Below are 13762 nucleotides of genomic sequence, written 5' to 3' on the forward strand. Positions count from 1 at the left end.
AAATGATTATCATTATCCTGCTGTTATGATAAAGTCATCGACTGATACCGTCAATATTAATAAAATTTTGTGAATAAAAATCATTATGGCCATTAGGGCAACCTGCATGCATTTTATTGATTACGTGAAGTAAGTTGAAGTACCGATTCGGCAAGGGCTTGAAGTTGAACATTAACAAAAGTAAAAAAAGCAGACCCGTTAAGGTCTGCTCTTTTGATCAATGTACGTCCTCATTTTCTTTCCATCAGCATTTCCTCAATAGGAAATACTTCATTTGAAGCTTCCCCTTTTGAGGGTTTTATGGAGGTGGAGTTTATTATAAGAATGATTCACTTGATCCCAGAAATCCGCATCCTTTCCGCCGACTGTCTGCCAAGCAGCATCAAAGGAATCGTCTGTGGGGTCTCGGCTAGCCAGTTTTTCGGCAGGAGTGTCGCACTCTTCAATCCATTGAGGGTTTCATAAAATAGTAAAAAATCATTAAGGATTATCTAGCTTGCTTTACTATCATGGTTCGGGTTGAGACCCTTCCGAACCCCCTTTTATTGACCAGTTATTATCGATTCTGCAGACAAAAGAAGTTACATCTAAAACAAATTTGATTGGAACGGAAGGTGCGAGACTCCTGCTGGGAAAGCGCGTCCAAGGGAGACCCCGCAGGCGCAAAGGCGCCGAGGGCGGACCGCCCGCAGAAAGCGAGTGACCTACGTTCCAATCAACGTGCAAATTTCACAAACAAGATTGGATCTTCTTTGCTTTCCAGGTTATTTAGTGAAACTTTCCCTTCAAAAATCGATACAGTCCATCTTCTCTGTATGAATGCTCCGTCACTTCATCGGCTTGTTCTTTGACCAGGTCAGTGGCGTTTTTCATGGCAACGCAATGTCCTGCGAGTTTAAATAGGGGGAGGTCATTTTCACCATCGCCCACTGCCAGGATATTTTCCGGTGCTAGCTGGAAATGCTTCAGTAATAGTTGGACCCCTGTTGCTTTTGAGACGCCTTCCACTGTCACTTCTACATTGTGATGGGTGGAGGAAGCTGTTGTGAAGGCATTGTATTGCTTTATTTTCCCCAAATCCGCTTTCCATTTTCGAATGGTATTCATTTCATTGCTGAAAAAGTAGATTTTGGCGACGCTGCTTATATCCATTTGTTCTGACCATCTTATTTTGTCATCCACTGCATCCTGTCTTGATAGCCATTCATTTTCATCGACTGTCTCGGGCTTTGGCACCAAGCCTTGTTTAACCATATAGTCTTTATCTTTAAGTAATGCCATCCGTGTTCCAGCGTTCGGATGTACTTCGTAAAAAATCTCTCCAGCTCCTGCTTTGGCGACCAATTCTTCCACAAGTTCCGGCGACAGGGCGTGTTCGACAATCTGTTCCTTTCCGATGAATACGGACATTCCATTGGCTGTCACCATTCCATCGGCTTCCATGCCAGACGGCAAAACGTCCCTCACTTCTTCCAGCGTTCTTCCTGTTGCAATGAAAATCAGCTTACCTCTTTCCCTAAGTTCGCCTATGTACTGTTCCAGCGTCTCATTCACCTTATTCATTTCGTTCAATGTCGTGCCATCCAAATCCAGCACAATTGCCTTGTTAGTCATGCAAATCACCTCTAGAATCCGAATGATATGAAAATGCCAACAGCCCATTATCAAAAAGATCTTAGGCTGTTGGTTTCATTGATTTTTTTTCATGTACCTTATCAGTATAACAGTTTAGGATAATCCTAAAAGTTTCATGACACTTAGGATGAAGAGACCGACCACGCCGAAGTCCGAATCACCAAATGTGGTTCCTTCAAAACCTACATCCCCCAAGAAGACCAGGAGTATCGCCGGCAGGAAACTAATGATGAGCCCGTTGGCAAATGATCCTAGCATCGCACCGCGTCTGCCGCCTGTGGCATTTCCAAAAACACCTGCTGCCGCTCCGGTAAAGAAATGCGGTACGAGCCCCGGAACGATGACTTTCAATCCGATTGCCGGAAGGAGGAACATGGATAATAGGCCAGCCAGGAAACTGAATAGGAATCCGATGATCACTGCATTTGGAGCGAAAGGAAAGATGGTCGGGCAATCCAATGCAGGTTTTGTATTCGGTGCCACTTTATCAGCAATCCCTTTGAATGCAGGGACGATTTCAGCAATTAACATCCGTACCCCTGCAAGGATGATGTAGACCCCTGCTGCAAATGTTATCGCCTGGATGAAAGAAAATACGATGAAGTTCGAACCGCCGGATAATTCCGTTTCAATATAGTTCTGTCCGGCAAACAATGCGACGATCACGAAGAACAACGTCATCGTAAGCGATACGGCGACTGATGTGTCCCTCAGGAATCCTAAAGATTTAGGAACCTTGATCTGCTCGGTCGTCTTCTCCTTATTCCCAAACCATTTTCCAACAGTCGCGGATACAAAATATCCGATGGTCCCGAAGTGGCCGATGGCAAAATCATCGCTTCCGGTGATCTTCCGTACGTATGGCTGAAGGAGGGCTGGGAACATCACCATGCATACCCCCAATAGGATGGAACCGACCAAGATAAGCGGAAATCCGTCAAGCCCGCCGACCGATAGGGTGACTGCAAGTAAACAAGCCATGAATAAGGTATGGTGCCCCGTTAAGAATATATATTTAAATGGCGTAAACCGAGCTAGTAATACATTGACGACCATACCAAAAACCATGATAAGTGCAGTCGAGGTCCCAAAATCACTTTGGGCGGCTGCGACAATGGCTTCGTTATTCGGTATGACGCCTTGTACATTGAATGCATGATCGAACATTTTACTGAATATATCAAGGGCGCCGATGAGCACTGCCGCTCCCGCTCCAATGATAATGAAACCCATGACTGTTTTTAACGTTCCAGATACAACATCCGCACTGGATTTCCGCTGTAACAGCAGGCCAATGAGAGCAAACAGCCCCACTAGTATGGAAGGTGTACCCAAGATGTCATTCATGATAAGCTCCAGCATTGCCTCTCCCCCTCTTTTTTAAGTTTTCTTGTTATAGATGTGACGCTAATTTCGATGTGATTTCAGGGATGCTCATCATGTTTTCCAGCGTGACGATCGTCCGGGTTCCATCATCCAGCTGACCGACAATATCCGCCGCTCCCAGGAAAATATCTGCCTGAACCGTTTTTGCGGATGTAAGATCCGTATGATCCACCTCGGCCGTTTTTCCCATTTCCGTCAATGCTTTCTTCACATTCATCTCCATGATGAAGCTGCTGCCCAATCCGTTTCCGCATACTACCATGATTTTCTTCATATCAATCTCTCCTTTTTTTATCCTACATGCTTGTCTAATTTAGATTTGATTTCAGGGATGCTCATCATGTTTTCCAGTGTGACGATCGTCCGGGTTCCATCATCCAGCTGACCGACAATATCCGCCGCTCCCAGGAAGATATCCGCCTGAACCGTTTTTGCGGATGTAAGATCCGTATGATCCACCTCGGCCGTTTTTCCCATTTCCGTCAATGCTTTCTTCACATTCATTTCCATGATGAAGCTGCTGCCCAATCCGTTTCCGCATACTACCATGATTTTCATTCCGTTTCCTCCTTCGAATATTTATGAACGTACTCCATAAGGAGCGATTTATCTGAAGTGCGTAAGATTTCCTCTATATTGGCTGGTTCATTCAATAATTGAGTGAGCTGGATCAATGCCCGCAAATGCGAATCGTTATCTACGGCTGCCAAAATGATAATCAGGCGAACCGGTTTATCCGGCCCAAAGTCCACGGCTTCATCCAATTTCAGCAAACTCATGGATAAAGATCTTACCCCCTGCTCCGGACGTGCATGGGGAATCGCCACTCCAGGCGTTATCACTACATATGGGCCATTCGTTTCTATGGCCTCGATCATTGCATCCACATATCGTTCTTCGACGGTTCCTAAGTCCACGAGAGGCTTGGCCGCGACTTGAATGCCTTCTTTCCAATTGGAAACATGCGGCTGTAATTGAATCGTTTGCATATTGAGCAGTTCTTCTAACACAGGCTTCTCTGCCTCCTTTAAAGAAAATTGGGTTACTTTTGGCGTGTGAGTAAACACATTCGACTGCAGTGCCTTTTCAAGCTGATCCGGTTCATGGATTGTCGCATGCTTGGAAATGATTTTTAATAATGCTGCAACATCCACACTTTCCGTTGTATATCCATACAATTCCTGCATGACCTGCTGGCGCAATGTATGTTTATCCTGCATTTCCAAAATGGGCGGTACAACGAATAAGGCCGCTTTCGTTCTCATATGCACCGTTGAAAAAACAAGGTCGTACGACAATGGGTATTCTGCCGCATTCCTTACTGACAGAACATCCAGGAACAAAATATCCGGAAATAATTCCCTCAATGTATAAATGAGGATATTGCTGATGCCGATACCATTCGGGCATACGACAATGGCCCGTTTTCGATCATCCAATGTGGTCCCTTGCCTGCGCAGCCATCCGCCAAAATAGATCGTGAAGTATGCCACTTCCTCTTCTGATACTGGACAGCCAATCTCTTTCTCCAACACCCATAGGGATTTTTTTGTCAAATGATGCAGTTCAGGATATACTTTCTGAACCCGTCCCGTCATCGGGTTCATTTGCGGGAGACCATACCGCAGGCGATGATATGCCGGTTTAAAATGAACGTATAATTGTTGGCATAGCTGCTCTTTGTCTTTCAGGTGAACAAACGCCAGCCTCTCGAACTCTTCCACGATTTCCTGCAAAAGCTGTTGAATGACTTCATCATCCTTAAGAGGGGAAATGTCCTTCGTTCGATTCATGCTCAGTAAATGTAACGTTGCGTATAAGTTTTCCGTTTCGCTCCACACTGATTGAAAGGCATCCGTCATGGTCATTTCCTCAACCATTTTGTATTCTTCCGTCGCTACAAATGGAGCCCAGCTCTGGTCGGCCTGTAACTCTTCCCTTTTTCCTATGAGCTGATCTGTACATAAAAATAAATAGCTCAGTTCATGAAGCCGTTCATCCGTAAAGGTGATGCCTAATTTACGCTCGATCCCCTCAAGCTGGAACCGGATTGAGCTGATTTGCTTTTCATGATTTCCCCATATGCACTCCATGATCAATTCACTATTGGGACTGTTCAGTACATCATGCACGAGACGTTCAATGATATATCTCTTTACTCGGCTTTCCCCAATCACCACGTAGCCATCTTGTTTGGAATACTGGATTTTGAGCGCTATGTCCCTGTTTTTCTCCTTAAGCCTTTTTAAATCTTTCAACACCGTATTTCGTGAAAGCCCGGTGATCGTCTGGAAATGATAGACGGACAATTCTTCATGGCTTAACAGGATCATGAGGTAAAAAACCTTTTCTCTATCTGTCTCTGAAAATATATAATTGCGTTTTGTCAGTTTTACGTTCAATTCTTCATCCCTGATTGTTTCGGAAAAGGAGTAGCCCATTTCACGATTATATTGAATCGGTTGATATCCATGAAATTGGAGCCAGTCATTCGCTTTGTTCAGACCATATTGTATTTGCCTTCTTGTCAGACCTGTTTGGGCTTCAAGTTCTTTCATTTTTGAAATGGGCGAATGCTGTAATAGTTTTAGTAAATTGGCGCTTCTTTCATCTAAAAACATTCTCTATCCCTCTCCCTGCTTCTACGATATCTCACTTCTTATTAGAATTATAGCGTTTCTAAGTCCGAATGTTGTCATGGGTACTGCACAATAATAAACTCTTTATAAATTTGTGCACAATTTCGCATGTAATCAATTTTCAATACAGACTATATTCAGAAGAGGATATTATGTACTTCATACAACTTTTGTTTTTTAGTTTGGAGTCGCAGTGAAGTCATGAGACCGAGCGTGAAAGGGGTTTAGGGAGACCCCGCAGGCGCAAAGAGCGCCACGAGCGGACCTTCAGCGGAAAGCGAGTGCCTCTGGAGTGGACAAATTGTACTAATACTAAAAAAACTGTAGGCAAACTCGAATTTCATCGAGTTTGCCTACAGTCTGAGAGGGAACAAAAAGCACCCTCTTTTATTCAACTAAAGTACCATTTGTATAAGAGTTATACCTGCTTGCTGAGATTGCGCTGAGCTCCCCTATAGCTTCCGATTATATTTTGATAACCAGGAAGCTGGCTGGAAAGTAAAGCACCAAAACCTTCGACATCGTTGCGCCAATCACGTTGTAATTCGCACGCTACGCTAAACCAGTTCATAAGCTGCACACCGCCATGGGCCATACGCGATAATGCCGCATCAGCTACCTGTTTGCTGACTGTTCCAGAAGCATCAGTGACAGCGAATACTTCATAACCAGCTTTCAAAGCGGAAAGTGCCGGGAAAGCAACGCAGACATCTGTAACCACGCCCGCGATGATAAGTTGTTTTTTTCCAGTTTCTTCGATTGCTTTAACAAAATCTTCATTATCCCATGCGTTAATTTGTCCAGGCCGAGCTATTTTTGGTGCGTGAGGAAAGAGTTCTTCCAATTCTTGCATCAGCGGTCCGTTTGGTCCGTTTTCAAAGCTTGTTGTTAAAATAACTGGCAAATCAAAAAACTTGGCGGTGTTGGCAAGAGCCATAACATTGTTCTTGAATTCATCAACACCATAATCACGCACTAGCCCGGAAATAAGACCGGTTTGATGATCCACTAGAAGAACGGCAGCATCATCTTTGGATAGACGAGAATAGAGATCAGACATTTTTAAAGTCCTCCTTTTATTAAAGCTATCGAAGAAAGTTCATATGTAGGGAAATTCCCCCCAACTCCTTCGTTGGTTTCAATCAGTTTATAACTTAACTGACTGTTGCTCATAAGTTTATCTATAAACTTATAGCCTGTCAATCATATATATAATAAGAATCATTGATTATTGATAATTAATCTAGAACTGGAGTGTGATCGATCCAATGAATGAATTGTTGTAAATAACGCTCAAGATAACGTTTTGTTTGATCATCAGTAAGCTCTTTCCGATCAGAATCAATCTTTTTATGTACTTGCGATATCAGCATTTTTTGAAATGGAAGAACATGAACTTGCATCGCTTCAAGTACTTGCCTGATTTGCATTTGAGCAAATGCAGTACCTAATCCCCCAGGAGTAGCTCCAATCAGGCCAACTGGTTTTTTGGTAAGAACAGCGGACTCCCGAGGTCTTGACGCCCAGTCCAATGCATTTTTTAATACGCCTGGTATTCCAGAATTGTACTCTGGACTTACGATAATGATACCGTCGACGTCCTGAATGGCGGATTTAAATGATGTCACTGTTTCTGGTACCCCACTCATTTCCAAGTCTTCGTTAAACAAAGGAAGATCATTAATTTCGATCCAGCGAAATTGATAAGAATCAACCATATCTGTCAATGATTGAGCAATGATTCGATTATAAGAATTTTCCCGTAAACTGCCACAAATAAGGCCGATGGTTCTAGTCATCTACTTCCCTCCCTGTTTGAAATCATCTCCTATAGTACCATAATCTACCAACTATAAAAAAGTGACGTTATTCCCAATTAAGCTTGTGATCTAAATATGGCATAACATGATTGCTGGGTAAAAAGAACTTCCTTATATTGATTCCACTTCCATTTTCTGAATATTCCCAACATACTATAAACTAGAAGGGTATTGGGAGGAGTGCAGAAATGGATGAAAAGAAAGTCACATGGTTAGAGCTCTTTTATGATTTGTTATTTGTGGCGGCCGTTGCGGGCGCAACTCATGTTTTACTGCATGTTGAAGATGGATATATCCATCCGGAGTATTTATTGAAGTTCGTGTTGATTTTTATTCCTATCTGGTGGGCTTGGGTAGGGCAAACCATCTTTATTAACCGGTTTGGAAAGGATTTATTTCATCAACGGCTATTTTTGATACTGCAAATGTTTTTTGTCCTAATTATGACATCAAGCTTATCAGCTGATTTTGATCCTTATTATCTTTCTTTTTTTATTGGTTATATTGGCTTAAGAGCCGTGACTGCTATCCAATATCTTGTTGTACAGCGTATAGAAGAGGGATTTCGAAAAAAAGCGGCACTCTTTTTGGGAAGGTATTTTTGGATTGGAATCGTCATTTCATTATTCTCCGTCCTTTTTGATTCTTGGCTTCGATATGCTGTGTTGTATTTGGGCATCCTGATCGACATCATTGTCCCAATCCTTGGAAGAAAATGCTTAGAAAAGGTTCCTACAAATACGGCCCACTTGTTAGAGCGCTTTGGTCTATTTACCATCATTCTCTTTGGGGAAGCGCTTATCAGCACTCTTGCGGTAATTCAACCTAAACAAGGAAATTGGGACTCGATAGCCTTTTCCATCATTTCATTTGCCTTGATAATAGCTATGTGGTGGCAATATTTCGATAACATGGAGAAGAAAGTCGACAAGTCTGTACAATCTTCCGGCCAAATCATCATTTACGGTCATCTGTTTATTTTAATGTCTATAAGCATGATTGCAGCAGCCATCAGATTATTGTTTTTACATGAAGTCCATTTTTCATTTATCCTCTATTTTGTTTTTGGTTCCGTATCGCTCTATTTCATTTCAACCACTTTTGTTTTCCACCAATATAGACATAAGCACCAGCGGTTGCAAATATATCATTTAGGGTTATTTTTAGGGATTTTAGCGGTCTTTTTTATTTTTAATTTGATTGTCGTGGTACCGAATATTGTGATAATAGGCGAATTAACACTGTTTTTTATCATCTTTGCTAAACTGACGACCACATAATAAAGGAATCAAAGAAACCAGTATCAAACGATAATACTGGTTTCTTTGTATGGAATTTGGAAGTTTTTGTATTTGACTTCGAATTAGTTTATTCATAAACTGATTGTGACAAAAGAAGAATGAGGTGACATTCATGAAAGAAAACACAACGAATCCCTCCACATCTAATAATGAGGAACGACTGGGTTTAATGTTATGGTTCCGAATAACACGAATATATAACCAGAGTATCCGGGAATCCAATCAACATTTAAAAAAATGGAATCTATCGGCAGCCCAATTCGATATCTTGGTTCAAGTTGGTTCCCATGAACGATTATCTCAGCAAGAACTTGCAAACAAGCTTTTTGTGACAAAAGGCAATATCACTCAACTATTAAGGAAAATGGAAGAGTTGGGATTGATTAAACGGGAACAGGAATGGAAAACAAAATACCTTTCATTGACTGAGGAAGGAAAAGAGTTTTTTCATGAAGTTGTTCCAAAGCAAGAGCATTTTCAGGCATCACAGTTTGCCAACTTGAATGAGACGGAAAAACAACAGCTTTTAGAACTACTTAGTAAAGTTCAAAAATAAAAACAGATCACCTGTTTAATGGTGATCTGTTTTTCTATTGATAATCGAATTTGTACTTTGAGCAGATGTTTTTTTCTATTTGTATGCGTTGACATTTTGTATACATTTGTATACATTTAAACCAAGACACAATGTGTATACAATCGTATACACAGAAAGAGGATTTAACATGAGAAATGAAAAATTCAAGGATTTCAAGAAAGAGGGACATCACCGTGGGGAGCATCACAGTGGCAAAGGCCATGGTCCAAAAACCTTTCGCCGCGGGCGGGCAATTGCTTTTTTGGAAATGATGAACCTTAAACGTTCAACCATTAAGGAACAGTTAGATAAACCAGAGTTTCAATCCATTAATCAAATCTTAGTCGGTGAATTAAAAGCCATTGATATGTTAATCAACGAATTCATTCAATTATTTGAAATACAAGAAAGTGAAGCAGCCGATAAGAATAGTGAAGAAAAGGAAACTTCCAATAATAGTGAGAAAGGAATTGAAAGCAATGAAACAAATTAACAGTTATATCGATTCAGTGTTTTATACCCAAGATGCACTTTTGGAAGAAGTCATTACGTCCATACAAGAAAACGGAATGCCGTCCATATCGGTATCTCCCTCATCTGGAAAACTTCTTACCATGCTTGTATCCATTTCAGGGGCTAAAAATATTTTGGAAATAGGCGCTCTAGGGGGATATAGCGGGATTTGCCTTGCCCGGGGATTCGGCAGCGAAGGCAAATTAACCTCCCTTGAATTAGAGGAGAATTACGTAAAGTTAGCTCATGGCAACCTATCCAAAGCCGGCCTTGGAGATCAAGTATCATATATGACCGGAGCAGCTTTGCAAAGTCTTGAAACACTTGTTGGTGATAACAAAAAATTCGACTTTTTCTTTATAGATGCTGACAAGGACAATTATGAAAATTACCTGCAATATTGCATTAGACTGGCGGAACCGGGTGCTTTAATCGTCATGGATAACGTACTTGCGGGAGGCAGTGTCGCAGACCAGGATGCTAAACCTAAACATTATACTGCATTCATGAAGACATTCAATGAAACTGTGGCCAATCATCCTCAATTGGAATCCCTGATCATTCCGATTGGTGATGGGCTGACCATTTCAAAAGTAAAGAAATAAAGAATTGGAATGAAGTTTGATTAAAAGTACGTGCATGAAGACATATAAGTCAAAAAACAAAATTCACGAGTAATACTGCTAAATTCAGGAGTAAAGTGCTCTAACTCATGAGTAAACAGCCAAACTCACGAGTAAAACTGCTAAATTCACGAGTAAAGTGCTCTAACTCACGAGTAAACAGCTTAATTCAGGAGTAAAGTGCTCTAACTCATGAGTAAACAGCTTAATTCACGAGTAAAGTGCTCAAACTCACGAGTAAAACTGCTAAATTCACGAGTAAAGTGCTCAATTTCACGAGTAAAGCTGCTAAATTCACGAGTAAAACAGCCAAACTCATGAGTAAAACAGCCAAACTCACGAGTAATACTGCTAAATTCACGAGTAAAACAGCCAAACTCACAAGTAAAACTGCTAAATTCACGAGTAAAGTGCTCTAACTCATGAGTAAACAGCTTAATTCAGGAGTAATACTGCTAAATTCACGAGTAAAACAGCCAAACTCACGAGTAAAACTGCTAAATTCACGAGTAAAACAGCCAAACTCACGAGTAAAACTGCTTAATTCACGAGACTCACGAGTAAAACTGCTTAATTCACGAGTAAAGTGCTCTAACTCACGAGCAAAGTGCTAAATTCACGAGTAAAGTGCTCTAACTCACGAGTAAACAGCTTAATTCACGAGTAAAGTGCTCTAACTCACGAGTAAAACTGCTAAATTCACGAGTAAAGTGCTCAATTTCACGAGTAAAGCTGCTAAATTCACGAGGATATCGATCAAACTCTCGATTTTATCGATCAATCTCTCGTATTTATCGATCAAACTCGAATTTATCGTCCAAACTCTCGTATATATCGCACAAACTCACAATTTTATCAATCAAACTTACGTATATATCGCCAAATTTCCTTTTCTTGAAGAAAAAATAAAATGAATTTCTATAATCTTGAATGAAAATGATTTTTATTATCAATAATAAATATGAAAGAAGGGTAACCAGTTTGATGGTTACCCCCGATGATTTAAATTTCTGGATCAAATGTTTTGCAATCCGTTTCTTTGCTATTTGATGCTTGGTTCCCTTTATGACTGACAACATAAATAGCATCTGCACTGCATTTGTTTCCAGAATCCCAATATTTACAATTATTCACTTCACATAGAACATCTTTTGCCATCGTATCACACCTCCTCATTTGCTATCATTAACAAAATTGGGGTTATTGATACTTTCCTTTTTTAGGTTCAGGTTCCTTCATTTTAAGAAAACCGCCAACCTCGTGTAATAGAGCGCTCTAACTCACGAGTAAACCACCAAATTCACCTGTAAAACGCAGAAATTCACGATTTAAACGCTTTTCGATGAAAGAATTTCATTCTCGTGTGGAATCTAAGGACAAAAAAAACCGGGCAGCTTCCGCCCGGTTCTTTTTATGATCATGCTGATTTTTTCAGTAGTTCTGCTTGTGGGATTTTCCAAAGCTCCCGCCATTTTTTCAAGGCTGCAATGAGAATGACCAGGCCTAGGCATAGCATGATGATCGATAATACTCCGTTCAAGATGCTGAATCCTGCAGAGTCCGGGTTCAGGTATACGTTTTTCACCATCCAGTACCCAGCTACATTAACCGTTACATATAAGTAGGCTAGGGGTACGAGGCATGTCCAGATATACCAGCGTTTGTCTGCAATTTTCAAAACGACGGTCGCACCGATAATTAGTCCAATCGAAGCCATGAGCTGGTTGGATACACCGAAGAGTGCCCAGATCGAACCAATGTCCCCAGAGTAAAGAAGATATCCCCATATAAAGCAGGCTAACGCGCTGGCGAAGATGTTACCTGGCAACCAGTCGACTCTTTTTAATGGTTTATAGAACTCCCCGAAGAAATCCTGGATTAAGTAACGGGCAACACGTGTCCCCGAATCGATTGCGGTTAATATGAACACCGCTTCGAACATGATGACGAATTGGAAGAAAAACGAAGCCAGTTTGTCAAAGAAGGGTATTTCGGTAAAAATATAGGTCATGCCGACAGCAAGTGTAACTGCCCCGCCTGTCCGTCCTTCTAGATTCATGCCGATTTCTTCACTGAGTTCGTTAAGGTGTACGGTTTCCATGCCTAATGTTTGAAATACTTCAGGTGTGGAGTTAATGGCAAAATAATCTCCTGGCTGTAGCGAAACCGCAGCAATCAGTGCCATGATGGCAACGACACATTCTACAAGCATCGCTCCGAAACCAACGGATTTGATATCACTCCATCGGTTTAACATTTTTGGAGTTGTGCCTGATCCAACAAATGCATGGAATCCTGAAATCGCTCCGCAGGCGATGGTTATTGAAATGAATGGCCAGACAGGTCCGGCTACAATTGGGCCCCCGCCATTAATGAATTCGGTAAACGCAGGAAATTGGATTTCTGGATTCACCACGAAAACGCCGATAATCAATGCGGCAAATACGCCGATTTTCATAAATGTACTCAAGTAATCACGAGGTGCCAGCAGCAGCCAAACAGGCAATGCGGCAGCGAAGAAAGCATAGATTGGCAAAATGATGGCAAGTGTGCTCGCTTCCAGTGTCAATAATTCACCAAATGCCGTTCCTTGAATGTTCGGCCCAAGTAAAATTCCGGCCATGATGAGCGTGAACCCGACGATGGTCGCACCTTTCAGATTGCCAGTTTTTTTATGGTAAAGCCCAACACCCATGGCGATGGGAATGGTGATCCCGACAGCAAATGTCCCCCATGGATTATTTTCCAAAGCATGCAGAACGACCATTGAAAGTCCTGCCATCGTAATGGTAATGATAAAAAGCATGGCAAGTCCTGTACAGAAGCCTGCTACAGGGCCAAGTTCTTCTTTCGCAACTTCCGATAGGGATTTTCCGTCTTTACGCATCGACGCGAAAAGCACGACGGCATCATGGACGGCTCCCCCGATTACAGCCCCGATTAAAAGCCATAATAAACTTGGTAAATACCCGAATTGTGCAGCAAGGATCGGGCCCACCAATGGACCAGCCGCTGCAATGGCTGCAAAATGGTGGCCGAATGCCACCCATTTATTTGTTGGAACATAATCTTTTCCATCCTCTAATTTATGGGCAGGAGTCGGCTTGGAATCATCTAGTTTTAATACTTTAAGTGCTATGAATGTCCCGTATAAACGGTAGGCAATCATTAATATACAAATGGAGCCTATGACTATTGGAACCGCATTCATATTTGAACCCCCTCTATTACTTACATCGTAAACTGATGATATCACGATGAAAGCGGG

The 13762-nt window shown here is 41.6% G+C and carries 15 protein-coding genes; 4 read left to right on the forward strand and 11 right to left on the reverse strand.

The window, feature by feature from the left end:
- Nucleotides 1-768: 768 nt before the first annotated feature.
- From QUF78_RS22230 to QUF78_RS22260, 7 genes are all read right to left on the reverse strand, one after another.
- Complete coding sequence (locus QUF78_RS22230) at nucleotides 769-1614, reverse strand: HAD family hydrolase (protein ID WP_289326383.1); 846 nt, start codon at nucleotides 1612-1614, stop codon at nucleotides 769-771.
- A 114-nt stretch (nucleotides 1615-1728) separates the two neighbouring features.
- Nucleotides 1729-2997: a PTS ascorbate transporter subunit IIC gene (locus tag QUF78_RS22235; RefSeq protein ID WP_289314990.1), complete on the reverse strand. Its 1269-nt coding sequence runs from the start codon at nucleotides 2995-2997 to the stop codon at nucleotides 1729-1731.
- A gap of 31 nt (nucleotides 2998-3028) precedes the next feature.
- On the reverse strand, nucleotides 3029-3295 hold the full coding sequence (locus QUF78_RS22240; RefSeq protein WP_053347686.1) for a PTS sugar transporter subunit IIB: 267 nt from the start codon (nucleotides 3293-3295) through the stop codon (nucleotides 3029-3031).
- A 17-nt stretch (nucleotides 3296-3312) separates the two neighbouring features.
- Entirely contained in the window at nucleotides 3313-3579 is a 267-nt protein-coding gene (locus QUF78_RS22245) for a PTS sugar transporter subunit IIB (RefSeq protein ID WP_289314989.1), read from the reverse strand.
- A complete protein-coding gene (locus QUF78_RS22250) occupies nucleotides 3576-5642 on the reverse strand; it encodes a BglG family transcription antiterminator (RefSeq protein ID WP_289326384.1) in 2067 nt (688 codons plus the stop codon). Before QUF78_RS22250 ends, QUF78_RS22245 begins: the two co-directional genes overlap by 4 nt.
- A 436-nt stretch (nucleotides 5643-6078) precedes the next feature.
- A complete protein-coding gene (ycaC, locus tag QUF78_RS22255; protein WP_289326385.1) occupies nucleotides 6079-6720 on the reverse strand; it encodes an isochorismate family cysteine hydrolase YcaC in 642 nt (213 codons plus the stop codon).
- Nucleotides 6721-6898: 178 nt separating this feature from the next.
- A complete protein-coding gene (locus QUF78_RS22260) occupies nucleotides 6899-7459 on the reverse strand; it encodes an NADPH-dependent FMN reductase (protein ID WP_289326386.1) in 561 nt (186 codons plus the stop codon).
- Nucleotides 7460-7668: 209 nt separating this feature from the next.
- Between QUF78_RS22260 and QUF78_RS22265 the strand changes: the two genes are divergently transcribed.
- From QUF78_RS22265 to QUF78_RS22280, 4 genes are all read left to right on the forward strand, one after another.
- Nucleotides 7669-8760, forward strand: coding sequence for a low temperature requirement protein A (locus QUF78_RS22265; protein WP_289326387.1), 1092 nt, complete (start codon nucleotides 7669-7671; stop codon nucleotides 8758-8760).
- A gap of 133 nt (nucleotides 8761-8893) precedes the next feature.
- Nucleotides 8894-9337 carry a MarR family winged helix-turn-helix transcriptional regulator gene (locus QUF78_RS22270; RefSeq protein WP_289326388.1) on the forward strand — a complete coding sequence of 148 codons (444 nt, stop codon included), beginning with the start codon at nucleotides 8894-8896 and terminating at the stop codon, nucleotides 9335-9337.
- Nucleotides 9338-9506: 169 nt separating this feature from the next.
- Nucleotides 9507-9851 (forward strand): hypothetical protein, encoded by a 345-nt coding sequence (locus QUF78_RS22275; protein WP_289326389.1) that lies wholly within the window; start codon nucleotides 9507-9509, stop codon nucleotides 9849-9851.
- A complete protein-coding gene (locus QUF78_RS22280) occupies nucleotides 9838-10476 on the forward strand; it encodes an O-methyltransferase (RefSeq protein WP_289326390.1) in 639 nt (212 codons plus the stop codon). Before QUF78_RS22275 ends, QUF78_RS22280 begins: the two co-directional genes overlap by 14 nt.
- Nucleotides 10477-10699: 223 nt before the next feature.
- Here the strand turns inward: QUF78_RS22280 and QUF78_RS22285 are convergent, their stop codons facing one another.
- From QUF78_RS22285 to cstA, 4 genes are all read right to left on the reverse strand, one after another.
- Nucleotides 10700-10897: a hypothetical protein gene (locus tag QUF78_RS22285; RefSeq protein WP_289326391.1), complete on the reverse strand. Its 198-nt coding sequence runs from the start codon at nucleotides 10895-10897 to the stop codon at nucleotides 10700-10702.
- A 270-nt stretch (nucleotides 10898-11167) separates the two neighbouring features.
- A complete protein-coding gene (locus QUF78_RS22290; RefSeq protein ID WP_289326392.1) occupies nucleotides 11168-11296 on the reverse strand; it encodes a hypothetical protein in 129 nt (42 codons plus the stop codon).
- 200 nt (nucleotides 11297-11496) lie between these two features.
- Nucleotides 11497-11652: a DUF1540 domain-containing protein gene (locus QUF78_RS22295; protein WP_065310844.1), complete on the reverse strand. Its 156-nt coding sequence runs from the start codon at nucleotides 11650-11652 to the stop codon at nucleotides 11497-11499.
- Between the two features lie 259 nt (nucleotides 11653-11911).
- Nucleotides 11912-13705 carry a carbon starvation protein CstA gene (gene cstA / locus QUF78_RS22300; RefSeq protein ID WP_289326393.1) on the reverse strand — a complete coding sequence of 598 codons (1794 nt, stop codon included), beginning with the start codon at nucleotides 13703-13705 and terminating at the stop codon, nucleotides 11912-11914.
- Nucleotides 13706-13762: the final 57 nt, after the last annotated feature.

The organism is Peribacillus sp. ACCC06369 (assembly GCF_030348945.1).
In the GTDB taxonomy this organism is placed as follows: domain Bacteria; phylum Bacillota; class Bacilli; order Bacillales; family DSM-1321; genus Peribacillus.